Genomic DNA, 26,995 nt, shown 5'->3' on the forward strand with positions numbered 1-26,995 from the left:
CAAGGCAACAGCCCATCACATCGCACAACTGGTCAATCGGCTCGAACCACTCGAGCGCGAAAGACCCGAACTCTTCAACAAAAAATAGTCTGCCAATCAGGGAGGATGAAATGGCAAAACCAAAAACCAAACGCAAACTAAGCGCACTGCTTCTCGCCGGCGCAACATCGCTGGCGGTTTCGACACCGGTTCTCAGCGCCGGGGAGTTCGACGGCGTCACCGTCAACGTCATGACGTTCACGGGCCCGCAAATCGCCGAACCGCTTCAGCGCCGCGCGCCGGATTTCGAGAAGGCGACCGGTGCGAAGATCAACGTCATTACGGTTCCCTTCTCGGATCTTTATTCGAAACTGCTGACCGACTGGGCGACGGGCACGAACTCGATCGACGCGGCGGTCTTCGCGCCGCAGTGGGCGGTCGACTATGTCAGCCCTGGATTCCTTGAAAAGCTGACCGGGCGTGTTGCGGCCGATCCCGATCTCAAGGAAGACGATATCGCCCCCTTCTTCCGCGAATTCTCGCAGAAATACGGCGGCGACACCTATATGCTGACGCTCGATGGCGACTTCCAGATGGTCTACTACCGGTCCGATATCTTCAAGGAAAACGGCATCGCCGCGCCGGAAACCTGGGATGATTACATCGCCGCGGCCAAGGCACTGCACGGCAAGGACATGAATGGCGACGGCTCGCCCGATTACGGTTCATGCATCTCCAAGAAGCGTGGCGCGCAGGCCTATTGGGCGATCTACTCGATTGCCGGATCGTTCCTGCAGTCGCAGGGCACCTCGCAGGGTGCTTTCTTCGACACGGAAACCATGGCGCCGCTGGTCGACAATCCCGGCTTCGGCGCAGCGCTGGACGTCTATACCGAAACGACCGACTTCGGCCCGCCGGACGAAATCAACCTGGATGTCGGCGACACGCGCGGCCTGTTCACCTCGGGACGCTGCGCGCTCACCATCGACTGGGGCGACATCGGCACGCTGGCAATCGATCCGCAGAGCTCATCCGTGGCCGACAAGGTCGGTTCGATCATGCTCCCCGGCTCGAAGAGGGTGCTTGACCGCGCATCGGGTGAAATGGTCGATTGCGACGCCAATTCCTGTCCGCACGCGGTCAATGGCGTCAACCGCGCGCCGTTCGCCGCATTCGGCGGATGGTCCGGCGGCATCAACGCCGCCGCAGACCAGAAAGTGAAGGACGCGGCCTATGCCTTCTTTTCCCATATGTCTCAGCCCGAACAGTCCAATGCCGACGTAACGGTGGGCATTACCGGCTTCAATCCCTACCGCCTGTCGCAGTTCGCCGACACCAAGCTTTGGGAAGAGGCCGGCATGAGCAAGGCGGCCGCTGAGGACTATCTCGGCGCCATCCAGAACAGCCTCAACAGCCCCAATATGGTGCTTGACCTGCGTATCCCGCAGAACCAGGCCTACCAGCAGGTGGTTCTGGACAACGCCATCGCCAGGCTGTTGGCCGGAGAGCTCGACAAGGCCGGCACGATGGCCGCCATCAAGGAAGGCTGGGACGAGCTCAATGAAGAAAACGGCGTCGACGAGCAGCTCGAGGTTTACCGCGCAACACTCGGTCTCTGATCGGGCCTGATTGAAACCACCGCGTCGCCCAACACGGGCGGCGCGGTCCAGGACGGAACCGGACAAGGAAAGACGATGCTGAAAACGACCACCGAACGGGCCGGACGATTTTGGCCTCTGGCGTCGCCGGACTGCGCTTGTGCTGGGGCGGCACTACGGTGCGCAAACCGCTTCGCCGGAGACCAAAACCGCCCGGATTTGCCCTAGCCGTCTGAAAGCACAAAGACCATGGCACCGACACGAACGGACAGGATAGGCGAGCTGGATCCCGCTCCGCCCAAATTCGGCCTTGCCGAATGGATCGATCAGCAGACGGGCAAGCTTTTTGTCCTGCCGGCGGTGATCATCCTGCTGACCTTTGCGATCTTTCCGCTTCTTGTATCGGCCTATCTGTCGCTCACGAAATTCAAACTGGTGGCGGGCGGATTCGATCTCCGATATGTGGGCCTGCGCAATTTCAAGAAGCTGTTTTTCGGCTCGCAGCAATATCACCTTCTGGGCACGTTCGATGCCTTCGGTCCGTTCGAGTGGGCTGTTTTCGTCACCGTCATCGCGGCCGTGGTCTTCTGGTTCTGGCGGTTCTTCACCGGCGGTGCATTCAACGTTGCGGGCCTTGTCGGCCGTCTGATCAGCGCATCGCTTCTTGTCGCGCTGACCTGGCTGATCCTTGCCACGGTATTCGGCGGGTATCCGGGCTCGCTGGTGGTGACGCTGTTCTATGTGTTTGTCGGCGTCGGCGTGCAGTTCTGCATCGGCCTTGGCCTGGCATTGTTGTGCGGGCAGGCCATTCGCGGCCGCAACGCGTTCCGCATCATCTTCTTCATTCCGTTGATGGTGACGCCGGTCGGCATCGCCTACATGTTCCGCATGCTCGCCGACATGCAGCGCGGGCCGCTGGCCTATGTGTGGCAGTGGTTCGGCCTTGGCGAATTTTCCTGGGCGGCCGATCCGTGGACGGCCAGGCTGGTCGTGCTGATCGGCGACACCTGGCAATGGGTGCCGTTCATGTTCATCGTGCTGCTGGCCGCCATCGAGAACATGCCGCGCGACCAGTTGGAGGCGGCGAAAATCGATGGTGCCGGCGGCTGGCAGATTTTCCGCGACATCACATGGCCGTCCATCGCGCCTGTCGCGGCGACGATCGTTCTTATCCGGCTCATTGAAGCCTTCAAGATCATCGATCTTCCCAACGTGCTGACCAATGGCGGGCCGGGCATCGCGACGGAATCGCTGACGCTGCATTCCTTCATTGCCTGGCGCACGCAGGATCTCGGCGGCTCGGCGGCGGTCGGCTACACGCTGCTCTTCGTGTCGACGATCACCTGCGTGTCGTTCTTCAATTTCATCGGGCAAAGGACCAGGAAGACGGAAGCATGAGGGAGCGAAGCTTTTTCCAGCGACTGTTCGAGCCGCCGAGCCTCACCGAGATGGCACCGGCATCCAAATTGCTGACCTATGCCATCCTGATCGGTTGGACGATTGTCGTGCTGTTTCCCCTCTACTGGGTGCTGATCACCTCGTTCAAGCTGCCGTTCCAGGTCAATGACGGACCCGATTTCATCCCCTTCATCGACTACCAGCCGTCAGGGCACGCCTGGCGCTATATCTTCGTCGAGCTCGGCAACGACACGCTGCGGCCCTACCTGAACTCCATCATCATCGCGCTGACCTCGACGGTACTGGCGGTGATCATCGGTTCGCTGGCGGCCTATGCGCTGGTACGCATCCAGTACAACGTCAAGATCGGCACGATTGCCGGCTTCATCGTTCTGCTTGGCGCAACGGTCTATTCGATCAACCGTTTCGGAACGCCCTGGCACCTCACGGCGGCCATCGCGCTGGCGCTGTTCTTCTTCTTCGCGACATCGTTTGGGCGCTATTTCAAGCGTGCGCTCAAAAACAACGACATCCTCTTCTGGATCATTTCCAACCGCATCCTGCCGCCGGTCGTCGCCGTCCTGCCGATCTATCTGATGTTCCAGCGTGTCGGCCTGCTCGACACGCATGTCGCAATGATCGCCACCTATATGGCGGTCAACCTGCCGATCGTGGTGTGGCTGATGCGCGACTTTTTTGCCGGCATTCCGATTGATCTTGAAGAAAGCGCCGAGATCGACGGCGCCTCGCGCATCCGCATCTTCGCCACCATCGTCCTGCCGCTGGCACGGCCCGGCCTCGCTGCCACGTTCCTGCTGGTGCTGATCCTGGCCTGGAACGAATATCTGCTGGCGCTGTTCATCTCGACGGCGGACGCGCAGACCATGCCATTGCTGGTCGCGGCCCAGAACGCCACGCGCGGTCCGCAATGGTGGTACATGTCGGTCCTCATCGTCATCATGATCGCGCCGATCGTCCTGATGACCATCCTGCTTCAGAAACATATCGCACGCGGCCTGATGGTCGGCGCGGTCAAAGGTTAGTGCTTCAAACCATGCGCGTTCAGTTGAAAGACATCCGCAAATCCTACGGCTCGCTCGAAGTGGTCAAGGGCCTCAACCTCGATATCGCAGAAGGCGAGTTCCTGGTGCTTCTGGGAGAGTCGGGCTGCGGCAAATCCACCGCGCTCAGGATGATCGCCGGGCTCGAGACGATCACCGAAGGTTCGCTGATGATCGGCGAGCGGAACATGACCGAGGTGTTGCCGAAATACCGGAACGTCGCCATGGTGTTCCAGTCCTATGCGCTCTATCCGCACATGACGGTCGCCGAAAATATCGGCTATCCCTTGAAGCTGCAGAAGACGCCGAAGGCGGAGCTGCAAAGCGCGGTGCTTGCGGCTGCCACCAAGGTGCATCTGGAGGACTATCTGGAGCGCATGCCGCGTCAGCTTTCCGGCGGCCAGCGCCAGCGCGTGGCACTGGCGCGCGCCATTGTGCGCACGCCGTCGGTGTTCCTGATGGACGAACCATTGTCGAACCTGGACGCCAAGCTGCGCGGCGCGATGCGCGCCGAACTCAAGCGGCTGCAGGCGGAACTCGGTATCACCACGGTCTATGTCACCCACGACCAGATCGAGGCCATGACGCTGGCGCACCGTGTGGCCGTCATGGATGCCGGTGTGCTGCAGCAGGTCGCACCGCCCAAGGAAATCTACGATAATCCGGCGACGCGCTTCGTCGCCCGGTTCATCGGCTCGCCGGCCATGAACATCGTGACGGGCAGTGTTGCCGACGGCCGCGTGACGGTGGAGGAAGGGGCCGTCCCGCTCGAGGGATATGCCCCGCGCGAGCGGGTCTCCTTCGGCTTCAGACCGGAAGACTGCTCGCTTGTTTCTCCGGAAAGCGGCATGATGAAGGCGCGAGTCTTCTCGACCGAGATGACCGGCAACGAGACCATCGTCACCTGCGAGATCGGCCAGGACCACGTGGTCGTGCGCGAGGACAAGGATTTCGACATGAAGCCCGACGAATGGGTGGGCATCGATGTCGTGCCCGAAAAGGCGCGACTGTTTGATTATGACAGCGGCAAGAGAGTACACACATGAAAGTTGAAGACACCGTCCTTTTGAACAACCGCACGGCCCGCCCGGTGCCGTTGACGCGCATGGGTTTCGGAGGCGCGCCGCTCGGCAACCTCTACCGCAAGGTCGAGGAGAGCGATGCGCAGGCGGCGCTTCAGGCCGCCTATGATGCAGGCATCCGCTACTTCGACACGGCGCCGCAATACGGGCTCGGCATCTCCGAGGCCCGTTTCGGCAAGGCGATCGAAAGGTTCGGGCGGGACAATGTCCAGCTGTCGACAAAAATCGGCCGTCTGCTCGTCGATTGCGAGCCCCACGAGGTTACGCCGGAGGCCTTTGTCGAGGTGCCGCAGAAACGCATCGTATTCGACTATACCTATGACGGCGTCATGCGCAGCTATGAGGCGAGCCAGGAGCGCATCGGTGTCGCGCATGCCGACATTCTCCTAGTGCACGATGTCGACGTCTTCTCGCAGGGCTCGCAAGAGGCGAGCGACGCGAAGGTGCGCGAACTGTTCGATGAGGGCGGCTACCGGGCGCTCAGTGAATTGCGCGACGCGGGCGAAGTCGCAGCCATCGGCGCCGGCGTCAATGAATGGCAGGTCTGCGAGAAGCTGCTGGGATTGGGCGATTTCGACGGATTCCTGCTGGCCGGTCGCTACACCTTGCTCGAACAGGAGGCCCTCGACAGTTTCCTGCCGCTGTGTGTGAAGCGGGATGTCGGCATTATCCTCGGCGGACCCTACAATTCGGGGATCCTTGCGACCGGCGCAATTCCGGGCGCCAAGTACAATTATGCCGATGCTCCGGAACCGATCCTCGACCGGGTACGCAGGATCGAAGCCGTTTGCGCGGAGCACGGCGTTCCGCTGATCGCCGCCGCCCTGCGGTTCGTACTCGGCCATCCGGCCGTGAAAACCGTCATTCCGGGCGCCGTATCCGCGGCCGAGGTCGAAGCGAATGTCGCGCTGCTGCGGACCGACATTCCGGCGCAACTGTGGACCGACCTGCAATCCGGTGGCCTGATCCGGCCGGACGCGCCCTTGCCGGCGGGCCTCTGATGCTGCGCGGGCTGAACCCGATCCTGTCACCGGACCTGCTGCATATCCTGCGGGCGATGGGCCACGGCGATGACATCGTCATCGCCGACGCCAACTTTCCCGCCGAGAGCACGGGCCGGAGGGTGGCGCGGCTCGACGGGCTGAGCGCCACGGACGTCACTGAAGCGGTGCTGAGCATCATGCCGCTGGACAGTTTCGTGGACGATCCGGCGATCACCATGCAGGTGGTCGATGATCCGCAGGCCACACCGCCGGTGGTCGAAGCATTTCAGAAGATCATTGAGGCAACCGCTGACAATCCGGCGGCGGTCAAACCGATCGAGCGCTTCGCCTTCTATGATCGCGCCAAAGCTGCCTTCGCCATCGTGCAGACGGGCGAAGGCCGGCTATACGGCAACATTATCCTGAAAAAGGGCGTGATTGCGCCATAGGAGGCGTTCCACCGCGGTGCCTGCCCGCTCATTTCCGGCGGGATTCTTGCGTGCAGGCCTTACGGGAAGACGACCGCACGGTAGATCGACGACTCGAAATGTCTGCGCAGGCAGCGGGACGCGCCCTCGAGATCGCCCGCTTCGATGCGCTCGAACAGTTCCAGATGTTCCCTGCCCGCTTCAAGCAGATTGTTCTCATAGGCCGTCGTGCCCTGCATGGCGCGCACCATGCGGATGTTCTGCTGCAAACGGTTGTGCGTTGACAGTATCGACTTGTTGCCCAGAGCCGTGACGAAACTGGAGTGAACGAACTGATCGAGCGCAACAAAGGCTTCGATGGCCTCCATGTCCCGCTTGCCCTTGTCGATTGTCGCCATGACGCTCTTGTGACGGTCCCGGACCGCGGCAAGCCAGCCTTCCGGAACATTTGCGACAAAGGCCCGCAGCGCCTCGATCTCTATCAGGATCCTGAACTGGTAGTTCTCGCGCACAAAGGACAATTCCGGATTGATGATGGTTATGCCCGACCGCTGCTTGACCTCGATCAGCCCGTATTCTTCAAGCAGCACCAGCGACTCCCGCAACGGCGACAATGAGACGTCGAGAAAATCGCACAGCTGGGCCTGGGTCAGTGTCGTGCCGGGACGCAAGCGCCCATTGCCCACGGCCTCCACGAATTTTTCAAACCCGATATTCGGATGCTTGGGCAGTTCGTCTATCGACGCCGGTATGTGGATTTTTTCCAATGTCGTCTGCGCCATACGCACGTCTCCCGGATTCGAGCAGAGCCTATCACCGGGGATTCTGATTTTAAATCCCCGTCATACACGACGTATCAGCTAAAAAATATCTTTTAAAGCTTTCATAATATATTTTTTATGCATATAAATCCTATCTATGATGAAGATTGCTAGATTCACCTGTTGGGTGCACGAGGCGCCCCGTCAGCCGCAGATCATTTGGCGGTTCGGTCTGCCGACAGCCCATGGCGGATTGCCGGAAGGCGAAGGCCCGCGTCTCGCATCGATCCTGATGGAGACGGAATCCGGAGAATCCGGCTTCATCACCGTCGAGATGGGCGATGCCGTGAACGATGTGGTTCGCCGCCGTTTTGCGCATTTCATCGGCGAAAACCCGCTGATGACCGAGGCCCTATGGACCAGGGTCTGGGAAGTCGACCGGATGGAAGAGTTCCATCAGCGCCAGCTCGGTCTCATCGATATGCTCTGCTGGGATCTGAAGTCCAAGGTCGCGGGTCTGCCGCTCCATGTCCTTCTTGGTGGCGCCAGGACATCGATACCCGCCTATGCATCGACCGCGACCTGGAAGGATCTCGCAACATATGAACGCAACATAAAGACATGCCGCGATGTGGGATTCGGCGCCTACAAGCTGCACGCATGGGGGCTGGTCAAGGAGGACATCGCGCTGATCCGCGCACTGCGCCGCTGGGTCGGGCCGGACGCCCCGCTGATGTTCGACGGATCGGCGGGCTGGGACTATGCCGACGCGCTCGTCGTCGGCAAGGCGCTGCAGGACGAGGGCTACCTTTGGTACGAGGAGCCGATGCGCGAGTTTCATCTCGGCTCCTACGCGAAACTTGCCGACAAGCTGGACATTCCGATCCTCGCCGCGGAAACCTCCGACGGCGTTCACTGGAACGCGGCCAGCTGGATCGAGGCCGGCGCCCTCGACATGACCCGTATCAGCTTCCACTTCAAAGGCGGCTTCACCGGCTCGATGAAGATCGCTCAGCTCTCCGACAGTTTCGGAATGCGCGCGCAGGTCCACGGCATGGGCCTTGAGAATGCGCAGCTCTGCGGCGCCATCGAAAACAACGATTTTTACGAACAGATCATCTATGACGAAGCGCATATCCACACGCTTTCCGATCAGGGCGCGATCTCGATCGTCGACGGCCGGCTGAACATTTCGTCCGAACCGGGGATCGGCCATCTGTTCGACCGCGAGAAACTGGACGCCACGGCCATCGCGAAAACCGTTGTCGACACACGGCGGGACTAGGAAACCGCGATGTCAAGCGTTGAGCTATCCGATATTCGCAAATCCTTCGGCACGGTGGAGGTCATTGCCGGCGTCGATCTGGAGATCGAGGAAGGCGAATTCGTTGTCTTCGTCGGCCCGTCCGGCTCGGGCAAGTCCACCATGCTGCGCATTCTCGCCGGCCTTGAGGATGTGACCTCCGGCACGGTTGCGATCGGCGGCAACGACGTAACCTACGCCGCACCGTCCGAGCGCGGCATCGCCATGGTCTTCCAGTCCTATGCGCTTTATCCGCACAAATCGGTGTTCGAGAACATCGCCTTCAATCTTCGCCTCAACAAGGTCCGCAATGCGCAGGTACAGACGCGGGTTCAGGAAGCCGCCCGGATCCTCAAGCTGACCGAATTGCTGGACCGCAAGCCCAGCCAGCTTTCCGGCGGACAGCGCCAACGCGTCGCGATCGGCCGCGCAATTGTGCGCAACCCGGAGGTTTTCCTGTTCGACGAGCCGCTGTCGAATCTCGACGCCGCCCTGCGGGTGGAAATGCGGTTCGAGATCGAGAAGCTGCACCGCGAAATCGGCGCGACGATGGTGTATGTGACCCATGACCAGGTCGAGGCCATGACCCTGGCCGACCGGATCGTCGCCTTCGACAAGGGCAGGATTCAGCAGATCGGCACGCCCCTCGAGCTTTACCGCAATCCCAGCAATCTGTTTGTCGCCGGCTTTATCGGATCGCCGCAGATGAATTTCCTCCCGGCCCGGGTCGATGAATCCGGCGCTGCTCGTGTCGATATCGAGCAGTCCCGGATCATCGATCTGGGCGAAAGGGAATTTGGCGGCTCGACCGCCCTGACGCTTGGCGTCCGGCCGGAAGCCCTACGGCTCGGCGATACCGGCACACAGGTTGAAGGCGCCCTTCGAATTGAGGGCGAGATCCTGTCCTTGGAGCATCTGGGACATGTCAGCTACGCCCATGTCATCCACGGCGATGCCGCACCGCTTGTCGTGCAGATCGACGCCAACACCACACAGGCGCGCGGCGACAAGGTCACTGTCTCCGCGGCGCCACGCGACATTCACGTCTTCGATGAGGACGGATTCTCAGTGCATGAACGGAAACCTTAAGGGAGGAGATCATCCATGAAACTGCGATCACTCATGATCACCGTGGCAACCGCGGTTCTCGCAGCGGGCGTTGCGAAGGCGGAGCCGGTAAAGCTCACCGTCTGGTCCGACACGGCGCGCATCGAGCCGTTCAAGGCCTTCGACGCGGCACATGACAACATCGAGCTGGAAATCGTGACGGTAGCGCCGCCCGACCAGACTGCGAAGCTGCAACTGGCGATGCGATCCGGCGACGATGTACCGGACGTAATCTTCATGGCCGAACTGCAACAGATCGCGCAGCTTTCGACGCGTCGGTCCAACTATCTGATGGACCTCAGCGACAGGCTCGACCAGTCCGTCGTCGACAGCTTTCTGCCCAACGCGCTGTCACCGTGTCAGAGCGGCGACGGCCGTCTGCTTTGCCTGCGCAACGATCTGGCGCATTTCATCGCCTGGTACGACAAGCCGAAATTCGATGAGCTTGGCCTGAGCGTTCCGACGACCTGGGAAGAGTTCGAGGAGATCGGCAAGGTCGCCGCCGAAAACGGGCTGATCGTCGGTTCGGGCACGCAGCCGACCCCGATCCTGAACATGCTGATTGCGGGCGGTTGCGAGCCGGGCTTCCTGGTGGACGGATCGGACGACACCATCCGCGTCGATTTTTCGTCCGAAGGGTGCATCGCGGCCGCCGCCATGGTCGACCGTATGCGGGAAAACGGCTCGCTGAGCCCGCACGGCCCGTTCGAGCCGTCCTTTGTCACCGATGTCAAGGACGGCAAGCTTCTGATGTTCAACGGTCCGACCTGGTTCGGTGAGCATGTTATGCGTCCGCTCTACGAGCTGGATGCCGGCATCCTGGCGGCATCGGAGTCGCTGAAATGGGAAGACCAGGCGCAACCCCAGGCCTGGAGCTGGGGCGGAGGCGTGTTCGGCGGCCACCGCAACACCGAGCATCCGGACGAAGTTGTCGAGCTTATCCGCTGGATGACGACCGATACCGGACTTCAGGGACGCGCGACGACCATGCCCGCCCATGCGGAGAGCTCATCGGTCTGGCGCGACCGCGTTGCGAACGATCCGTGGTACGCGCAAAATGACGTCTATGACAAGATGGAGACATCGGCGCAATACGGGCATCCCTCCTATGGCGGCTACCGCTTCGATATCATGGCGGCTTTCTCCAAGGTCGATGGCGCCTCGGATGCAAGCATTGTCGACAAGCTGCCCGACTACGCCGCCGAGATCGAGAACTCGGCGAAGGTGGCCGGCTACAAGATCGCCAACTAAGCCAACCGGGAATGCGGCATCGGCCGCATTCCCAACCCGCCGGAACGATCTTTGGCAGCGATGACAACAGCCCGGACACCAAAATCCAGACCCGTCTCAGATCCTGCGGCAAGGCGCCGGAAGGATCGCTGGTTCATTATTGCAATGCTCTCACCCTATCTGGCGCTCCTCCTGTTCTTTGGCGTGGCTCCGGTTCTCTACGCGCTCGGCCTCAGCTTCATGGACACGATCGACTGGGTGTTCTGGGGCTTCACGAATTACGAATTCGTCCTGCAGGATTTCCGCCTGGTCGAGAGCATTACCAACGTTTTCCAGTATGTCGCCATCTGGCTGACGATGATGCTGATCGGCATCGGCGCGCTGTCCCTGATGCTGGATGCCCTGTCGGACCGCTCCGCCGCGATCCTGCGCACATCGTTTTTCCTGCCCGGCGCCATCACGTCATCGGCCATTGTGATTCTCTGGCTGTTTCTTCTGGATCCGGCCGTCAGCCCCTATGGCAGCCTTTTCGAGGCCCTTGGCTGGGAAAACCGCCAGCAGGTGGTTTCCCATATGGGCTATCCGATGGTGTTTTCGCTGATGGCCTACCTTGCCTATTCCGGCGGCTGGATCGTTGTCATCGGCGGCGCCCTGAAAGGCATCTCGACGGAGGTGATCGAGGCATCGCGCGTCGACGGCGCAAATCAGTTTCAGATCGCCACTCGGATCAAGCTGCCCATGGTGTGGCGCTCGCTCGCCCTGATGGCGATCCTGTCATTCGCCAATGGCATTCAGATGTTCGTCGAACCGCAGCTCATGGCGCTCGCCGGCCGGCAATATTCGCGCCCGGACTGGTCGGTGAATCAGCTCGCCTTCCAGTACGCCTTCAATCTCGGCGATTTCGGCGCCTCCGCGGCGATGAGCACCATGCTTCTGGCGGCGGCGATCTTCATCTCGCTGTGCGTCGTCTTCGGCACGCGCTTCTACAAGATGGATTGAGCCATGAACGCCGGACGAAGACACCTGCCCTGGAATGCCCGTTTCGGCTGGGCCGCCGTCTGGCTGTGCCTGATCTTCGCATTCGTCTTTTACGCAACGCCCATGGTCTGGCTGCTGCTGGCCGCCTTCCGGGACGAGCCGATGCTCTTTTCCAGCGGCCCTTTCAGCCTGGGCAGCATCGAAATGTTCAGGACGACCTGGCACAATCTGACAACCTATAACGATTTTCAAATCGGCCGCTGGGCTCTGAATTCCGCCATTTACACCATCGGCGGCGTCTGCCTTTCCCTCATTGCCGTTCTCCCGGCCGGGTTCGTGCTGGCGACCTATGACTTCCCGTTTCGCAAGCCGATCCTGGTTCTGACGCTTGTGGCGATGATCACCCCGAACACCGTTGTTGCACTGCCCATATTTCTGCAGATGCAGGCTTTCGGCCTGAACAACAGCTATCTCGGAATGATCATCGCCACGGCCTTCTTTCCGTTCGGCGTCTACCTTGCCTACATCTACTACGCCACGTCCCTGCCGGGCGGATTGATCGATTCGGCCCTGATCGACGGAGCCAGCAGGTTCCAGGTTTTCACCCGGGTGGCCCTGCCCCTGTCCAAACCGCTCATTGCGCTTGTCGCCTTCTTCAGCTTCCTTGCGAACTGGAGCAACTACTTCCTGGCCTTCGTGCTTTTGACAAAGGACGAGCTCTACAGCCTGCCGATCGGCCTGGCGGTCCTGGTCAGCAGTTCCGGCGCCCTCGGCAATGATGTCGCAAGCGATATCCCGATCAACAAACCGGAAGCCATCGTCGCGGCCCTGTTGGTTATCGCGCCGGTATTGCTGCTGTTTCTCATCTCCCAGAAATATGTCCGCTCGGGCACATTGTCGGGGGCGGAGAAAGGCTGAAGCTGGCGCGTATCCGGCTTAGCTTGCGGGACGTTGCGCCGTCTGGAAAACGGCCAGCGAGGCCATCTTCGCGCAGACTTGATTGACCGCATGTTTCAAGGTCTTGATGACATCGGCGATCTCATTCTTGGAATCCCTGTCGCCGATGATCGGCACGGTAAGTGCGCCGACCACATCCCCGGCCGTCGGAAGGCTTAAAGGCGCGGAAATTTCGAGGATGCCGATGGCCTCGGCATTCGGAAGCACACAGACACCGTCTTTTCTGCAGGCTTCGACGCGCGCATCATATTCGAGGAACGCTTCGTTGTTGACATATTCGCCCCTGTCGCGAAGCGCCTTCAGCCGCGCCTCGGTATCGGGCAGCGCGGACAGAAAACACGCACCGGCGGACGAGCCGAAAACACTGCTCTGCGCGCCTTCGGACAAGGCCAGACTGTATGATTCGGACGCGCTGGCGCTGGCCGCGACCTGCATGTTCGTTTCATTGAGGATCCACAGATGATTAGACAGTTTCGTTTGTTCGGACAGCCGGGTCATGATCGGCCTGGCGATCTCCAGCATGCGGGACGTATCATTGCGCGGACCGCTCAGTTCGCCGAGCTTGGACGTCAACAGGAACACATCGCCGTCGGAGCGTTTGATGTATCCCCTTTCCTCAAGCACGACCATCATTCGGAAAATCTCGTTTTTCGAACGCCCGACACCCTCGGCGATCTCGGATTGGCTCAATCCTCCGCCGGAGCAAAGTGAAAGCAATTCAAGAATATCCAGCCCCTTCTCGAGAGCCGGCGCCGAGTATTTCTGCAGTTTCGTCTTTGCTTCACTCACGGCGGCTTGTGCTCTGGAATGTTTGTTGCGCAGAAGCCGAGGCTCCTGCGCAACCTTTGTGCCCCTCAGGAGGAAGGGGCCTTTATTGACGCTTACTTGAGACCGTTGCGCTTGAGTATTTCATCAGCGTTTTCAATTGTCACGGCCTCCGTACCCAGGACCACAGACTTCTCGACCTTCTCGCCTTTCAGGTGTGCAAGTGCCTGGCGAAGTCCTTCGGCACCCGGTGTGGGATAGAGGAAAGTCGCCGCCAATTCGCCATTGGCAACCCAGGTCACGCCCTCTCCCGGCAGCGCGTCGACACCGATGAACATGATGTCTTTCTCGCGGCCGGCATCCTTCGCGGCGAGATAGGCGCCGTAGGCCATGGGATCATTGTGACCATAGACCATCGTGATGTCTTCGTGGTTGCGAAGCGCGGTCGACATGATGTCGTATGCCTGATCCTGCTTCCAGTCACCCGACTGCTGGTCGAGCAGGAATTTGACGCCGGCTTCGTTCTCGAAGGATTCGTGGAATCCATTCGCGCGGTCATGCGCCGCCTGCGTGCCGAGGCCACCCCAGATTTCCACGATCGTGCCCGAGGCCTTGCCGGCACCGCCGAGCTTTTCGAGCGCGAATTTGCCGGCAGCCTGGCCGATCAGATGGTTGTCGCCGCCGACCCATTGGACGAACTTGTCCGTGTCGACATTGCGGTCCAGCACGAAGACGGGAATCCCGGCATCGGTCGCCTGTTCGACGACACCGGTCAGGCCGGCCGATTCCTTCGGCGAAATGAGGATTGCATCCACTTCCTGGCGGATGAAGTTCTCGACATCCGCAACCTGTTTGTCGGTCCGGTCGTTCGCATCGGCGATCAACAGTTCGACATTCGAATGCTTCTCGGCTTCGGCCCGCAGATCCTTGTTGAACTGCACGCGCCAGGGTTCGACCGTCGTTACCTGCGAAAAGCCGATGACGTAGTCGTCGGCGGCCAAAACCGCGGTCGCGCTGGTTGCCACGGTGAAGGCGGCGACACAAAGCCCCTTGAAGAAACTTCTTCTATACATATTGTACTCCCTTGTCATGGTTCAGCCCTTGGGCTGATTGGCAAATACCCTGGTCTCCGGTCCATCAAACTGCGAGATCAGGGCTATTTCTCTCCGCGAATCTTTCCTTTCAGCCCGGAGAGGAATTCTTCGATCCGTCCTTCCTGCAGAAGCACGGCGGCGACGATGATCGCTCCCTTGAGGATCAACTGCGTATTGCTGTCTATGTTGTTGAGCTGCAGGATGTTGCTGAGGAAACCGAATATCAGCACACCCACAAAGGTGCCCAGGACGGCGCCGCGTCCGCCCATCAGGCTTGTGCCGCCGATCACAACCGCCGCGATCGCATCCAGCTCCAGTCCGAGACCGGCATCGGGTTTGCCCTGGCGGAATTGAGCCACGTACAAAATACCCGCCAAAGCCGACAGGCCGCCCGCGGTCGCGTAGGTGACAATGGTATTGCGCTTGACGTTGATGCCGGCCAGGCGCGCCGCCTCGGAATTGCCGCCTATGGCGAGCAGATAGCTGCCGAATGTCGTCAGACGGGTGAGTGCGTAGAAGATGACCAGTATGGCCAGGAAGAACAGGCCCGGCACCGGTATGACGCCCCACAGCAAACTTCTGAGGATGTCGAACTCCTGGACGGCGTTGCTGCCCGTATAGACCGGATAGACCGCGGTATCCTGCCCGGCGATCACGCGCGCCAGCCCCAGCGCGCTGACCATCATGGCGAGGGTCACGATGAACGGCTGCAGCCGCCCGTAAACGATCAGGGCGCCGTTTATCGTTCCCATCACAATGCCGACACAAGGCACGGCCAGCAGCACGCCGAGCACACCGAATTTGGTATCGACCTGCGTCGACAGCCAAAGCATGGCGCCAATGGCGATGATCGCCGCTATGGCCATGGACGGCGCTTTGCCGGGCGTGCCGGTCCGAACGTCAGAGGTCGCCCGGACCTGCGTCTGCAAAAACAGCACCAGCGCCGAAACCGCGACAAACAGGGTCGCGCCGGTCGCGGGTATGCTGAACAGGCTTGCCGCAGTCCAGCCTTCCTGGGTCAGCAACATCGCGCAGATAACCGTGCCCAGCGCCAGCACCGAGCCGACCGAAAGATCGATCCCGGCAATAAAGATCACGAGGGTCATGCCGACCGCGACGATGCCCGTGACCGACACCTGCCTGAGGACATCGGTCAGATTGCCGATGGACAGAAAGATATTGGCGCCCTTGGATGACAGTGGCGACGTCAGGGCGCCGAAAACGATCAGTGCCGCAAGGCCCCAATAAAGTTTTGTCTTCTCCAGCAGCTTGAGCGGCCATAGGCGGCTTTCCGGCGCTTGCGTGGTTGTTGTCTGTTGGGCGTTGCTCATGCTCACGTCTCTGGCTCGCGTCAGTCGAATTGCATTGATAGGTATTTGATGGCGTCAACGGACATCTCATCCCGGCTCAGTTCACCGGCGACCTTTCCGTCGCAAAGGATGATCATGCGGTCGCATACCGCCAGGAATTCGGGAATCTCCGAACTGGCGAAGAGAACGGAGAGCCCCTGATCGGCAAGGTTGCCGATGAGCTCGTAGATCTCGTCCTTCGCGCCGATGTCTATTCCGCGCGTGGGCTCATCCAGCAGAAGGATGCTCGGCTGCGTTGCCAGCCACTTGCCCAGAACGACCTTCTGCTGGTTTCCGCCGCTCAACCGGCCGACCGTATGCGTTACGCCCGTCGCCACGATTTTGAGTTTTTCGATCGCTTCCCGCGCCTGGGCATCGCGCGCTGCGGGAGAGAGGTATCCGAACCGGGACCGGCTCGGCAGCAAGGGCAGGATCACATTGTCGGCGATGGATCGATCCAGGAGCAGGCCGTCACCCTTGCGATCCTCCGTAATCAGGGCAAGCCCCTGCCCGACCCCGTCTGCCGGAGTGTGAAGACGCACGGGCTTGCCGTCTATTTCTACGATACCCGTATGGCCGCTGCCGCGCGCTCCGAAGAGCGTTTCCAGCAACTCCGTCCGTCCGGCGCCCAGAAGGCCGCCGATCCCCAGGACCTCGCCGCGCCGCAATTCGAAGGACACGTTCTGCAGCACCTTGCGGCCGGAAGCGCTCGCACTCAGATTGCGGACGGCAAGAACGGTCTCGGCCGCAGGCGGTTTCGAGCGGGCGACGGGCTTGATCTCCACCGACCGCCCGACCATCATCTGAACCAGATCCTCCGGCGTGGTATCGGCGGCCAGCGTCGTGCCGATGAGATTTCCGTCCCGCAGGACGGTCACCCGGTCGGATATCTCGAACACCTCATCCATCCGGTGCGAGATGTAGACAATGGCGACGCCCTGCTGCGCAAGATCACGAACCACCTCCATGAGAATGTCGGCCTCGGTCTGCGACAGAGCCGACGTCGGCTCGTCCATGATCAAGAGGCGCGCATCCATCAGCAGGGCGCGTGCGATCTCCACCAGTTGCTGTTCACCGACGCGCAGGTCCTTGACCAGCGTGTCCACATCGAGGGAAAAGCCGAACCGCTTCAGGGCGGCCCGTGCGGTTTCGCGCAATGCGCGGCTGTCGATCATCACGCCGCCGAGCTTCGGTTCCTGACCCAGCATGACATTCTGAGCCACCGTCATCTCCGGTATCAGGCTGAGTTCCTGATGCATGATGACGATGCCGGCGTCGTTGGCTTCGGCGGGAGAAGCAAAAGAAACGTCCTGCCCGTCGATCTGCATCGTGCCGAAGCTCGGGTCCTGGACGCCGCTGATGATCTTGACCAGCGTGCTCTTGCCGGCACCGTTCTCACCCATGAGAGTGTGAATCTCTCCGCCGGTAATCTCGAGATCCACATCCCGAAGGACGCTGACACCCGAGAAGGACTTGCCGACGCCGAGAAGCTGCAATGTGATCCGGCTGTTCTGCGCCAGCATATGCTGCTGCGCCAGCGAGAGATTGGTATTCAAATTCCTCCCCCCAGATCGCTCTGGTTTCAAATATGAAACCACTTCATATATGAAGTGTCAACTGTTTTATCGGAGGCTATGATTTTCGACGCGGACTGGTACAGCGATACAGCGAACACGGGGCGACCTTTTGGGAAACAGACAAACAGCGGTCTTCAGCGCCCTTGGCGAATGTCTTGATCGTCGAGCATCCGCAGCGCGGCGGCCAACAAAGGGTCGATGGAAAGCAACATCGACGATGCCCGTCACGCTGCTTAAAAATAGAGCAGCGGCACTTGGCTTGTCAACTAACATGTTAGAGTGCTAGTTACGATGAAAAGACGAATTTCGTGATGTCCCCTGTGAGGCCAGAAAAATGTACACACGTCGACGGAGGCGGTATCTGTCAGCGGTCTGCCCGACCAACCAACAAAGAGACTTTATATGACCTTTCCGAAACTGGATCCGACGGGACTGTGGCTCGGACGTGTTGAACGCCCGGATATCGGCCCCTGTGTTGTAACCATGCGCGAAGGGCGGCTGGTGGACATCACATCAGGAACCGCCCCGACCGTGCGCGATGTTCTGGAGCGCAAGGACGCGCCCGAATATGTGCGAACCGCGCCCGGAACCGATCTGGGAGAGGCGGAAGCAGACCGCCAGTGGTTGGCGCCCTGTGACCTGCAGGCCATCAAGGCATGCGGCGTGACATTTGCCGGATCGATGGTCGAGCGGGTGATCGAGGAGCAGGCGGCCGGAGATCCGACGCGCGCCCAGTCGATACGCAACCGCATCGGATCGAAGATCGGCGCAAGCCTTTCCAATATTGTTCCGGGCTCCGATGACGCCGCCGAGGTCAAGGAGGCCCTGATTTCGGAAGGGTTGTGGAGCCAGTATCTCGAGGTCGGAATCGGTCCCGACGCCGAAGTCTTCTCGAAGGCACAGGTCCTGTCGTCCGTCGGGTTTGGCGCCGATATCGGCCTGCACCCGATCTCGACCTGGAACAATCCGGAACCGGAAGTCGTTCTGGCTGTCTCCTCGCGTGGAGAAATAAAGGGCGCAACATTGGGCAATGACGTCAACCTGCGTGATGTCGAAGGGCGCTCGGCATTGCTGTTGAGCAAGGCCAAGGACAACAACGCCTCCTGTTCCATCGGCCCCATGATCCGCCTCTTCGATGAAACATTCTCCCTCGATGACGTGCGGTCGGCGGAACTGGCATTGACGGTCGCGGGACCGGACGGGTTTGAACTGTCGGGAAACTCCTCAATGTCCCGCATCAGCCGGGACCCCGAGGATCTGGTGCGCCAGACGATCGGGCCCCATCACCAGTACCCCGACGGGCTGATGCTGTTTCTTGGGACGCTGTTTGCGCCGACACAGGACCGGGACGTGCCCGGTGGCGGTTTCACGCACAAGCTGGGAGATATCGTTACCATTGAAAATGACAAACTCGGATCTCTGATCAACACCGTGCGACTGTCTACCGAATGTGCCGAGTGGCGCTTCGGGGCTTCTCACCTCATGCGAAATCTGGCCGGCCGTGGCCTATTGTAAGGATGAAAACCGTGATTACTGGAATGCACCTCATCGCCGGAAACTGGACCCGTGGCGAACAGACTTTTTCCTCCGAACCCGCACATGGGCCGTCGCATGAATTCGCGGTTGGAACCCCTGCCCATGTCAACGCCGCGGTCGAGGCCGCCGAAGACGCGTTCGAGAGCTACGGCTGGTCCAGCCGAGAGGATCGCGCCAGGTTTCTGAATGCGATTGCCGACGAGATTGACGCGCGCGGCGTGGCGATTACCGAGATCGGCAGCCAGGAAACGGGTCTTCCCGAAGCACGCCTGCAGGGCGAGCGCGGCCGCACGGTCGGACAGCTCCGTTTGTTTGCCGAGCATATTCTGAAAGGCGATTATCTGGACCTGCGTCACGATCCGGCGCTGCCGGACAGGGAACCCTTGCCGCGCCCCGATTTGCGCCTGATCCAGCGTCCCCTGGGGCCAGTCGCCGTCTTTGGGGCTTCGAACTTCCCGCTGGCATTTTCCGTTGCGGGCGGCGACACGGCATCCGCGCTGGCCGCCGGATGTCCCGTTGTCGTCAAGGGCCACTCGGCGCACCCCGGAACCGGCGAGATCGTTGCGCAGGCCATTGAGGTCGCCATCAAGTCGACGGGCATGCACCCGGGTGTTTTCTCGCTGGTTCAGGGCGGAAAGCGCGATGTGGGAACCAGCCTCGTGCAGCATCCGCTGATCCGCGCGGTCGGTTTCACCGGCAGCCTGGGTGGCGGACGGGCACTGTTCGATCTGTGCGCGCAGCGTCAGGAACCGATCCCGTTCTTCGGCGAACTCGGCTCCGTCAACCCGATGTTTCTGCTGCCGGCCGCGACGGCCGCGCGCGGCGGCGAAATCGGCACGGCCTGGTGCGGGTCACTGACCATGGGCGCCGGCCAGTTCTGCACCAATCCCGGCATCGCCGTCGTCATTGACGGCCCCGACGCGGACACATTCCAGTCCGCCGCCGAAGCGGCGCTGGGTGCGGTCGGCGAGCAAGTGATGCTCACCGATGGCATTGCAGACGCCTATCGCAAGGGCACGACGCGGATTGCCGAGGGAACCGGGGTCAGACAGGTCATCGGCACGTCGTGCGACACGCGGCATGCCGCCCCGTATCTTTTCACCGTGTCCGGAGACGATTGGCTGGCCGACGAAGCGCTGCAGGAAGAGGTCTTCGGACCGCTGGGCATCGTCGTGCGGGTACGCGATGTGGACCAGATGCTTCGGATCGCGAAATCCATTCAAGGACAGCTGACCTGCACGATCCACCATGACGGCGAGGACAAGGCGGTCGTTCAAAAACTCCTGCCGGTCCTGGAGCGCAAGGCGGGACGCCTTCTGGCCAACAGCTTCCCGACCGGCGTCGAGGTTTGCGACAGCATGGTGCATGGCGGACCCTATCCCGCATCAACCAACTTCGGGGCAACATCGGTCGGCACCATGTCCATTCGCCGCTTCCTGCGCCCGGTCTGTTATCAGTCGATTCCGACAGAGTTCCTGCCGGAATGAGCAGCCTCATCATTACAAAAAAAGCCAATCACCGATGACTGGCCGTCGATCCGCCAGTGCCATCACGCGCCAGCATTCGGTCGCTGCGCGTGATTGGGCGTAGAATCCAGGGCTGCAGACGGGAAACTTCGCGGCCTCTGTTTCTCTTTGTGAAATGGAACAATCAACCGTTGAAAGGTAGGAAAAAATTCACCCTATCTGGCAACGGATGTCCGCATGCGGTATTTCCGCCAAGGTTTTACGCTAATAACGCCATTTAAGGTTGAGCTGTAGGGATTATTTCAGACCGAAAACAGCGCACTAGTAACCGGCCATCCACGCATCTGACTGCTCGAATTCCTCTCTGTAACGTCGAGGTTGAATTCATGAAAACAGAGGCCAATCGAAATTATGATCAAGACCTGATTCATTCATTATACGAAATCAGAAACAACGATGTCTCAGGTGCGGAGCACACATCAGAAAAAAGCGGCGACGTAACAAGAGTACTGAAAAGGCGCTATCGGTCGCAAATGCAGTCAGTGTCTCCAAAGACACTGGAAAATGGCGTTTTGAAAGACAACGATTCCTGTGTGCTCGGAATCAGCCTGGGCAATCCCAGCATGGAAATGGCGAAGCTGGAAGCCTGCATTGAATGGATAAGCATCCATTTTGACAAATGCGCTTTGAACCTCACGGACACCTTGTACCGTCACACCTTGCAGGTGACGCAGGGCGTTTCCGCCGAACAAAGCCGTGACCAGGCCCTGAAAGTCGGTGATGCGTTCCAGGAAACCTATGCACCACTGATTGATCGCTACAGCGGCAAATGCGGATTCCAGTGGATTCGATCCAGCGAAATCGAGAACAGGAAAAACTTCAATTCATACCTCAACTACTTTCAGGGCCTATATGAAGAAAACGAAGAATACCAGAATATTGTCAATGACTTCTCCAAAATATACCTGGAAAGAGTTTCCAATCTCGATCGGACCCTGGACCCTCGGCAGAAGATGGAATGCTCGACAAATTATCTGATTGAAGAAACGGCGATGATTACATGCCTGTGTGAGGAGGACTGGAACATTCTGGTTTATCCGGGAAGCATAAAGTCTTTTGTCGACATAGCAGAGGGCCACTTCAGCGAGGTGCCGGAGCCCTTGCGCAAGATAATCTTCATCTCCCTGCGCCTCAAAAAGGCGGGCTTTTATCTGTCCGACAGTATCGACGGTTTTTATCCTGCCTTCGTCGGAGCCGGCACGGCACGCTCACCCACATATCCGCTGTTGGCGCGCCTGGACAAATCCGAACTGGAAACACTTCTGGATTACGCGAGCATAAGAGAGTTCAGAGCCGGGGATGTGATACTCAGGAGCGAGGAAAGGGCAACATCGGTGTTTTTTCCGCTGGATGGTTACGTCGAGATCCTTGAAGGCGACATCAACGCGCAAACCATGAAACAGACCGCCATATTGGGGCCGGGAATGAGCATCGGCGAGCAAAGTCTCCTGGACGGCAATGCGCCACAGGCCACCGTGGCAGCCTATACCGACTGCAAGCTGATGGTGCTGCCCGAGAAGCGATTTGAAAGGATGCTCGTCAGCGAACCCTATATCACATCGCAGCTTTTGTTGGATATCGGGCGCATGATGTCTCTGCGGCAAAGGGGCGTATTCTGATCGTCCATGCCCGCAGCTCTAAGAATCTTCGGGGCATGACACCGCGCTGGCGGCGCCCAATCGTCACCCGAGGAGGCCGTGCAATGTCTGACCGCACGGGATTGGGGGACACAGCCAGATGCAGGAAATAGTCGATAACGTCTCGGAACGGCTTCTTCAGGAAATGGTCAGAAAAGAGCATTTCTCAGGCGCGGCCATGGTGAGCAAGGCTGATCGTAGAGTGCACAGACGCGCCTATGGCCCTTCGTCCGGCAATCTTCCCAATCGGGTGGACGGAAGATTTCATGTTGGCTCATTGTGCAAACAATTCACCGCCGCAGCTGTTCTCCAGCTGACCGAAGTGGGTTTGGCCGATCTTGGAGCGTGCATCAATGAGTTTTTACCGAGGAAATACAGATCCGGCCTTTGGTCTGGAATTCTGGTCGAACACCTGCTTTCGCATACCAGTGGGATCCCGGACTATGCGGTGGTCCGGGACTACTATCGCGTTGTTGACGGATGGGCGTTCGGCGAAACCATTGACGGCATGATCAAAGAGGCCATGAAAGCCCCTCTTGGATTTACGCCGGGAACAAGATTTCAGTATTCGAACATCGGCTACACACTGCTCGGTGAAATCATACAAAACCAAACGGGTCGCCCTTTCGCGAATTATGTCGAGGAAAAACTCCTGGCTCCTTTGGGCATGGACAACTCAAAGATCCATGACGAAAACTTTGCCGCCGCAAATTGTGATCCCTGCGGTCTTCGCTGGGACGATGCCGCACACGTTCACATCAAGGACGATGTCATCTCCTTGCCGGTGACACCTGCCGATGGCGGGCTTGTAACGACTCTTGATGATTTTGCCTGTTGGGTGGCAGCTGTTTACCGGGATTTGTCGCACCCAGATCTGTCGCCCGAATCGATTGAGCGCATGCTCCAGATATCCGCGCCAACGGACAGCTACAGATGGCCGGAACGATGCCTCAGGGGTGAAGGATATTATGGTCTCGGCTTGATGCGGAGTGGCGACCTCATTATGCATGAAGGAAGTATCGTCGGGTTCCGCAGCTTCTTCATTTACAGCCGCCGCGATGACCTGCTGATTTCCATATTTTCCAACAATACGCACAACGACGTTTGCCGGATCGCTGAAGAGCTCTTCAGGCTTCACGGTTAAGTCAAACACTGCGAGTGAATAGAGGATAATTATCGGATTTGGCCGCATCAGCAATAGCACACTGTCGCACTACAAGGTGTAAAGCCGATTGCTTTCCATTCCGGCGGTTCCGCTCAATTGATACAATATGATTCAACTGAACTAGTGAAAGCGAAGTATGGCGGCGGCTTCAGGGTTTTTTTTATCCAGCGCAATTTGATATGCGTTTTTCCCCTGGAGGTTTTTTATCTGAGGATCAGCGCCATTGCTGAGCAAAAACTTGATCGTTTCAATCTGTCTGTAGATAACGGCATTCATGAGTGCTGTGTCGCCGGCACGGCCCCCACCGCCATTTTGGGTTTGGGCCGCGTTGATATCCGCACCAGCCTCAACCAATATCCTGACATTGGCTGGGCTTGATTGCGAGGCGCCTATAAGTGCTGTGCGTCCATATGCATCTGTATGATTGATGTCGGCCCCGGCTTCGAGCAGATATTGAACCACCTCCGGTTGGTTGAACGTTGCCGCCCTCATAAGTGCGGTACCATTTGCCGCCCCAGGCTGAACGGCGTTTACACTCGCTCCGGCATCCACCAGTGCTCTGACAATCGGCAGAGGCCCATGTTCTGAGACATGAATGAGTGCGGTCCTGCCAAAATCATCAGCTTGATTAACATCGGCACCCACCGACAATAAGTACTCAACGACTGACTGGCGGTGATTGTTGGCCGCTTTCATCAGGGCTGTTCTACCCGCATCGCCTTTCTGTTCAGGCAGTGAGCCTCCAACCATGCGCGCATTGACGTCCGCTCCAGCCTCTACCAAAGCTTGGACAACCGGTACTGAATTTGTGTGGGAGGCAATGATGAGCGCCGTTGTACCAGCGGCATCGGATTTATCCACCTCTGCGCCAGCATCCAGTAGCGCGTCCAGAATGGTCTTGTTTCCACGCATCGCCGCCCACAACAGCGCGGTACAGCTCTCTTCATTGGCTTCGTTGACATCGGCGCCCTCTTCGATCAGGCGCTGGACTTCGCTCAAATTCTCAAGCGCAACAGCACCCATCAAGGGAGTGCTGATCGACGGATTGTCGGCTTCGCCCCTGACTTGCTTAAATATCGCTTTCTCTATTGTGCCGGGCGAAGGCCCCATGCGCGAAGACCATTGTCTTGCAGCTGCGCAACCGGGCGGAGTGATTATCCTTACAGCTACAAATCCACTTTGTTTTTTACGGGCCTGTTCCATTTGTTTGTCCGTGTACATTCGGAAAACAGGACCGCCCGGGCCCCTTACCTCAGTTCCCGGACCATCCCCTCCCAAAGTCGATACCCATAGGCTGATGCCGGCCGCTAAACCGATCGCAACACAAAGCACAAATACAATTTTGAAATTATCTGACTTGAAAACACGATTCATCGAAATGAGTCCTGAAAACGGTTAAAAATAATGACTTTGAAGAAGCCTCGGAGAACCCGCCAATAAGGCCCCGTTTATTTGAAAGATTGTAGTTTGGCGGCCTCGTCGACTTTGACTGTGTTGCTCCGGTCGCCCCATTTGTCGCGACGACTCCAGCATGACCTGAGCCCGGCACACTGATCGCCGCCGCCGCAAAATCCGTTTGTATCGGATAATTCGGCCAAACGATTGGAATGAAATAATCAATCGCCTGGAACGCCTTTGATGTTTTCTCTTACAGGTTGTATCGATAGCACTTTACCCGGGACCTATGTCAACCAAAGGAATGAGCAAATTGCACGTGTTTTTCAAAGGCAGGGCGCTTTGGATCGCCTTGTCAATCGGACTCATGGTGTACGTTGGAATTCTGCATATCGAACTGAATGACATCCAGAAGGTGATGCGGTTTCAATTGGCGTATAATGAATTCCTTGAAGATCTGGGTGACACCTCATGCATACGTAAGAGCTCGGTGGAAAATATTGCTGATTCAAAAGGGTGGCAGCTTGATCAAAACATGCACGAATGGCGGCTAGGTGCTGGACAATCGCGAGAGAGCATGGAATCCATCAAGACAGGCCACAGCAATGTACGACTGCACGTCGAACCCTCCATGCCTTTGGCGAAGGAGCCTGGTGTTGTGTTGATCTTCGATGAAAAAGGGTGCCTGAATTTCAATTAATAGCTGATGGCTGGAGGACTATCTGTAGTGCCGTGCGTTCACATGCATCTGTATGATTGATGCAGTTCGAGCTGTGAACAGATCCTCTGCGGTTCAGCTGGTAACAGTGTTAATCGTCGCAGACGCCGGCAGCGCGGCGGGGGACGGGTTGTTGGTCAGCGCAAAAGCCGGTCACGGTGGCCATCAAGGCCCCGCCGGCGGGCGTTAAGAGAACCGGCTATACTTGCGGCACGATCGGCCAACTCGGGAAGACTGACATCACGCCGGCATTGCTGTTGGCATCGTCAGACCATTGCCGGGTTCGGCAAAAATAGTGCTGCCAATGACAAGAACAGCCAAGTGGAACCCATGCGCAACCCCGAACACGTTGCACACAGCAACGCCTAAATCACACGAGATATAACTGGCTGTATTTGTTAGATTTTACTGGTAGCGGGAGAGCGCTACCGCCTGCAACCCCCGACTGAGGACGCTGCCATTTTCGTGTTTGCTGTACAGGCAACTTGAGATGGTTGATGTCGGAATTCAATGGGATCGTAATCAGACAAACAAAATAGGCTTTTTGGATTGATCATCCCCACTCGATGATCGAGTGGGCTCCTAACCGATTGATATCAATGATTATTTGTCTGCGACAATTCGCGCATACCGTCAGAAATACCATCAAATCGCTAAGCTATTGAATTACATGTCGAAAACCGAAGCAGCTCAGGCTCGTGCTCAAGGCTAAGGAGTGAAGTGTGTCTTCGTCACGGCCAATCATCTTCATCGATCAAGCGATCATGGTTATCCTTAGTTCTGCTTGGCTGAGGCTGGTAACGAAAGAGCGACTCGAAGCCCGACACGCGGACTATGATTGAGGCCGAGATGTACTGCAAACCGCACCACCCTGCCTCAATCTGTTTCATGGGCCGATTGAAATCTTTGAGGAATAAGTCTTCAAACTGCCCCAAACCGTTTCAGATCACCCTATTCAAGCTCGGCGTTTTTGCAGCCCATGTGAAACTCAGAATCCGAACAGTGTGGGGTTGGGCGCTTGCGATGCGCATCCAGTGCTTGATCTTCGAGAAGATCTGCTCGATGGGGTTGAGGTCGGGTGAATAGGGCGGCAGGTAAAACAGCTTGGCCCCGGCACCCTTGATGGCCGCTCGGATGGCTTTGGCCTTGTGGCTGGCGAGGTTGTCCATGACGACCACATCGCCGGGTTTGAGTGTTTGCACGAGTTCCTGCTCTATCCAGGCACGGAAGAACACATCGTTGATCGGACCGTCGAGAACGTAGGGTGCCGTCAGCCGGTCGCATCTTCAACCTCTAGGTCTAATCGACATTCAGGATTCATTTTTGGTTTGATGTGTGATTCATGGGTATCCAGATTCGATTGTCTGG

22 protein-coding genes and 1 pseudogene are annotated in these 26,995 nt (G+C 58.6%); 16 read left to right on the forward strand and 7 right to left on the reverse strand.

Going from position 1 to position 26,995, the window contains the following annotated elements:
- The first annotated feature begins 110 nt into the window (after positions 1 to 110).
- The 6 genes from OOZ53_RS25370 (at position 111) to OOZ53_RS25395 (ending at position 6,550) form a co-directional block, all read left to right on the forward strand.
- The gene (locus OOZ53_RS25370; RefSeq protein WP_271092591.1) at positions 111 to 1,598 is read left to right on the forward strand and encodes an ABC transporter substrate-binding protein; all 1,488 of its coding nucleotides are present in this window, start codon (positions 111 to 113) and stop codon (positions 1,596 to 1,598) included.
- A gap of 228 nt (positions 1,599 to 1,826) precedes the next feature.
- A complete protein-coding gene (locus tag OOZ53_RS25375) occupies positions 1,827 to 2,975 on the forward strand; it encodes a carbohydrate ABC transporter permease (RefSeq protein WP_271092592.1) in 1,149 nt (382 codons plus the stop codon).
- Entirely contained in the window at positions 2,972 to 4,018 is a 1,047-nt protein-coding gene (locus OOZ53_RS25380) for a carbohydrate ABC transporter permease (protein WP_271092593.1), read from the forward strand. The genes OOZ53_RS25375 and OOZ53_RS25380 overlap by 4 nt, the downstream gene beginning before the upstream one ends.
- Positions 4,019 to 4,029: 11 nt before the next feature.
- Complete coding sequence (locus tag OOZ53_RS25385; protein WP_271092594.1) at positions 4,030 to 5,082, forward strand: ABC transporter ATP-binding protein; 1,053 nt, start codon at positions 4,030 to 4,032, stop codon at positions 5,080 to 5,082.
- Complete coding sequence (locus OOZ53_RS25390) at positions 5,079 to 6,119, forward strand: aldo/keto reductase (RefSeq protein WP_271092595.1); 1,041 nt, start codon at positions 5,079 to 5,081, stop codon at positions 6,117 to 6,119. The genes OOZ53_RS25385 and OOZ53_RS25390 overlap by 4 nt, the downstream gene beginning before the upstream one ends.
- A complete protein-coding gene (locus tag OOZ53_RS25395) occupies positions 6,119 to 6,550 on the forward strand; it encodes an RbsD/FucU family protein (protein WP_271092596.1) in 432 nt (143 codons plus the stop codon). The genes OOZ53_RS25390 and OOZ53_RS25395 overlap by 1 nt, the downstream gene beginning before the upstream one ends.
- Positions 6,551 to 6,609: 59 nt before the next feature.
- Here the strand turns inward: OOZ53_RS25395 and OOZ53_RS25400 are convergent, their stop codons facing one another.
- Complete coding sequence (locus tag OOZ53_RS25400) at positions 6,610 to 7,311, reverse strand: GntR family transcriptional regulator (protein WP_271092597.1); 702 nt, start codon at positions 7,309 to 7,311, stop codon at positions 6,610 to 6,612.
- Positions 7,312 to 7,450: 139 nt separating this feature from the next.
- On the opposite strand from OOZ53_RS25400, the gene OOZ53_RS25405 reads away from it, so the two are divergent.
- The 5 genes from OOZ53_RS25405 to OOZ53_RS25425 all read left to right on the forward strand — a co-directional run bounded on the left by OOZ53_RS25405 (position 7,451) and on the right by OOZ53_RS25425 (position 12,826).
- The gene (locus OOZ53_RS25405; protein ID WP_271092598.1) at positions 7,451 to 8,575 is read left to right on the forward strand and encodes an enolase C-terminal domain-like protein; all 1,125 of its coding nucleotides are present in this window, start codon (positions 7,451 to 7,453) and stop codon (positions 8,573 to 8,575) included.
- A 9-nt stretch (positions 8,576 to 8,584) separates the two neighbouring features.
- Positions 8,585 to 9,682 (forward strand): ABC transporter ATP-binding protein, encoded by a 1,098-nt coding sequence (locus tag OOZ53_RS25410; protein WP_425499240.1) that lies wholly within the window; start codon positions 8,585 to 8,587, stop codon positions 9,680 to 9,682.
- Between the two features lie 15 nt (positions 9,683 to 9,697).
- Positions 9,698 to 10,951, forward strand: a complete 1,254-nt coding sequence (locus OOZ53_RS25415; protein WP_271092599.1) for an ABC transporter substrate-binding protein — start codon at positions 9,698 to 9,700, stop codon at positions 10,949 to 10,951.
- A gap of 144 nt (positions 10,952 to 11,095) precedes the next feature.
- A complete protein-coding gene (locus OOZ53_RS25420; protein WP_271092600.1) occupies positions 11,096 to 11,929 on the forward strand; it encodes a carbohydrate ABC transporter permease in 834 nt (277 codons plus the stop codon).
- 3 nt (positions 11,930 to 11,932) lie between these two features.
- Positions 11,933 to 12,826 (forward strand): carbohydrate ABC transporter permease, encoded by an 894-nt coding sequence (locus OOZ53_RS25425; protein ID WP_271092601.1) that lies wholly within the window; start codon positions 11,933 to 11,935, stop codon positions 12,824 to 12,826.
- An 18-nt stretch (positions 12,827 to 12,844) separates the two neighbouring features.
- On the opposite strand, the gene OOZ53_RS25430 is transcribed toward OOZ53_RS25425, so the two are convergent.
- From OOZ53_RS25430 to OOZ53_RS25445, 4 genes are all read right to left on the reverse strand, one after another.
- Entirely contained in the window at positions 12,845 to 13,654 is an 810-nt protein-coding gene (locus OOZ53_RS25430; RefSeq protein ID WP_271092602.1) for an IclR family transcriptional regulator, read from the reverse strand.
- Positions 13,655 to 13,746: 92 nt separating this feature from the next.
- Positions 13,747 to 14,703, reverse strand: coding sequence for a substrate-binding domain-containing protein (locus tag OOZ53_RS25435; protein WP_271092603.1), 957 nt, complete (start codon positions 14,701 to 14,703; stop codon positions 13,747 to 13,749).
- Between the two features lie 83 nt (positions 14,704 to 14,786).
- A complete protein-coding gene (locus OOZ53_RS25440; protein ID WP_271092604.1) occupies positions 14,787 to 16,055 on the reverse strand; it encodes an ABC transporter permease in 1,269 nt (422 codons plus the stop codon).
- A gap of 20 nt (positions 16,056 to 16,075) precedes the next feature.
- On the reverse strand, positions 16,076 to 17,629 hold the full coding sequence (locus OOZ53_RS25445; RefSeq protein WP_271092605.1) for a sugar ABC transporter ATP-binding protein: 1,554 nt from the start codon (positions 17,627 to 17,629) through the stop codon (positions 16,076 to 16,078).
- A gap of 423 nt (positions 17,630 to 18,052) precedes the next feature.
- Here OOZ53_RS25445 and OOZ53_RS25450 point away from each other — a divergent pair, with 423 nt between their 5' ends.
- The 4 genes from OOZ53_RS25450 (at position 18,053) to OOZ53_RS25465 (ending at position 23,493) form a co-directional block, all read left to right on the forward strand.
- The gene (locus OOZ53_RS25450; protein ID WP_271092606.1) at positions 18,053 to 19,165 is read left to right on the forward strand and encodes a fumarylacetoacetate hydrolase family protein; all 1,113 of its coding nucleotides are present in this window, start codon (positions 18,053 to 18,055) and stop codon (positions 19,163 to 19,165) included.
- Between the two features lie 2 nt (positions 19,166 to 19,167).
- Positions 19,168 to 20,673 (forward strand): aldehyde dehydrogenase (NADP(+)), encoded by a 1,506-nt coding sequence (locus OOZ53_RS25455; RefSeq protein WP_271092607.1) that lies wholly within the window; start codon positions 19,168 to 19,170, stop codon positions 20,671 to 20,673.
- Between the two features lie 365 nt (positions 20,674 to 21,038).
- Positions 21,039 to 22,331, forward strand: a complete 1,293-nt coding sequence (locus OOZ53_RS25460; RefSeq protein WP_271092608.1) for a tRNA-dependent cyclodipeptide synthase — start codon at positions 21,039 to 21,041, stop codon at positions 22,329 to 22,331.
- A 118-nt stretch (positions 22,332 to 22,449) separates the two neighbouring features.
- Complete coding sequence (locus OOZ53_RS25465) at positions 22,450 to 23,493, forward strand: serine hydrolase domain-containing protein (RefSeq protein ID WP_271092609.1); 1,044 nt, start codon at positions 22,450 to 22,452, stop codon at positions 23,491 to 23,493.
- 141 nt (positions 23,494 to 23,634) lie between these two features.
- Here OOZ53_RS25465 and OOZ53_RS25470 read toward each other — a convergent pair whose 3' ends face one another.
- The gene (locus OOZ53_RS25470; RefSeq protein ID WP_271092610.1) at positions 23,635 to 24,888 is read right to left on the reverse strand and encodes an ankyrin repeat domain-containing protein; all 1,254 of its coding nucleotides are present in this window, start codon (positions 24,886 to 24,888) and stop codon (positions 23,635 to 23,637) included.
- Positions 24,889 to 25,222: 334 nt separating this feature from the next.
- On the opposite strand from OOZ53_RS25470, the gene OOZ53_RS25475 reads away from it, so the two are divergent.
- Positions 25,223 to 25,609, forward strand: a complete 387-nt coding sequence (locus OOZ53_RS25475) for a hypothetical protein (protein ID WP_271092611.1) — start codon at positions 25,223 to 25,225, stop codon at positions 25,607 to 25,609.
- A 1,028-nt stretch (positions 25,610 to 26,637) separates the two neighbouring features.
- On the opposite strand, the pseudogene OOZ53_RS25480 reads toward OOZ53_RS25475, so the two are convergent.
- Positions 26,638 to 26,913 (reverse strand): annotated as a pseudogene (locus OOZ53_RS25480) (transposase); the annotation flags it as partial.
- Positions 26,914 to 26,995 lie beyond the last annotated feature (82 nt).

This window comes from Allohoeflea poritis (assembly GCF_027889715.1).
Classification (GTDB): Bacteria; Pseudomonadota; Alphaproteobacteria; order Rhizobiales; family Rhizobiaceae; genus Hoeflea_A; species Hoeflea_A poritis.

What these genes read in the sequence shown, in the direction of transcription:
- OOZ53_RS25455 (WP_271092607.1), top strand. Translation starts at nt 19,168, where the DNA reads ATGAAAACCGTGATTACTGGAATGCACCTCATCGCCGGAAACTGGACC.
- OOZ53_RS25400 (WP_271092597.1), bottom strand. Translation starts at nt 7,311, where the DNA reads ATGGCGCAGACGACATTGGAAAAAATCCACATACCGGCGTCGATAGAC.
- OOZ53_RS25450 (WP_271092606.1), top strand. Translation starts at nt 18,053, where the DNA reads ATGACCTTTCCGAAACTGGATCCGACGGGACTGTGGCTCGGACGTGTT.
- OOZ53_RS25395 (WP_271092596.1), top strand. Translation starts at nt 6,119, where the DNA reads ATGCTGCGCGGGCTGAACCCGATCCTGTCACCGGACCTGCTGCATATC.
- OOZ53_RS25370 (WP_271092591.1), top strand. Translation starts at nt 111, where the DNA reads ATGGCAAAACCAAAAACCAAACGCAAACTAAGCGCACTGCTTCTCGCC.
- OOZ53_RS25470 (WP_271092610.1), bottom strand. Translation starts at nt 24,888, where the DNA reads ATGAATCGTGTTTTCAAGTCAGATAATTTCAAAATTGTATTTGTGCTT.
- OOZ53_RS25440 (WP_271092604.1), bottom strand. Translation starts at nt 16,055, where the DNA reads ATGAGCAACGCCCAACAGACAACAACCACGCAAGCGCCGGAAAGCCGC.
- OOZ53_RS25405 (WP_271092598.1), top strand. Translation starts at nt 7,451, where the DNA reads ATGAAGATTGCTAGATTCACCTGTTGGGTGCACGAGGCGCCCCGTCAG.
- OOZ53_RS25425 (WP_271092601.1), top strand. Translation starts at nt 11,933, where the DNA reads ATGAACGCCGGACGAAGACACCTGCCCTGGAATGCCCGTTTCGGCTGG.
- OOZ53_RS25460 (WP_271092608.1), top strand. Translation starts at nt 21,039, where the DNA reads ATGAAAACAGAGGCCAATCGAAATTATGATCAAGACCTGATTCATTCA.
- OOZ53_RS25390 (WP_271092595.1), top strand. Translation starts at nt 5,079, where the DNA reads ATGAAAGTTGAAGACACCGTCCTTTTGAACAACCGCACGGCCCGCCCG.
- OOZ53_RS25420 (WP_271092600.1), top strand. Translation starts at nt 11,096, where the DNA reads ATGCTCTCACCCTATCTGGCGCTCCTCCTGTTCTTTGGCGTGGCTCCG.
- OOZ53_RS25465 (WP_271092609.1), top strand. Translation starts at nt 22,450, where the DNA reads ATGCAGGAAATAGTCGATAACGTCTCGGAACGGCTTCTTCAGGAAATG.
- OOZ53_RS25410 (WP_425499240.1), top strand. Translation starts at nt 8,585, where the DNA reads ATGTCAAGCGTTGAGCTATCCGATATTCGCAAATCCTTCGGCACGGTG.
- OOZ53_RS25415 (WP_271092599.1), top strand. Translation starts at nt 9,698, where the DNA reads ATGAAACTGCGATCACTCATGATCACCGTGGCAACCGCGGTTCTCGCA.
- OOZ53_RS25385 (WP_271092594.1), top strand. Translation starts at nt 4,030, where the DNA reads ATGCGCGTTCAGTTGAAAGACATCCGCAAATCCTACGGCTCGCTCGAA.
- OOZ53_RS25435 (WP_271092603.1), bottom strand. Translation starts at nt 14,703, where the DNA reads ATGTATAGAAGAAGTTTCTTCAAGGGGCTTTGTGTCGCCGCCTTCACC.
- OOZ53_RS25380 (WP_271092593.1), top strand. Translation starts at nt 2,972, where the DNA reads ATGAGGGAGCGAAGCTTTTTCCAGCGACTGTTCGAGCCGCCGAGCCTC.
- OOZ53_RS25375 (WP_271092592.1), top strand. Translation starts at nt 1,827, where the DNA reads ATGGCACCGACACGAACGGACAGGATAGGCGAGCTGGATCCCGCTCCG.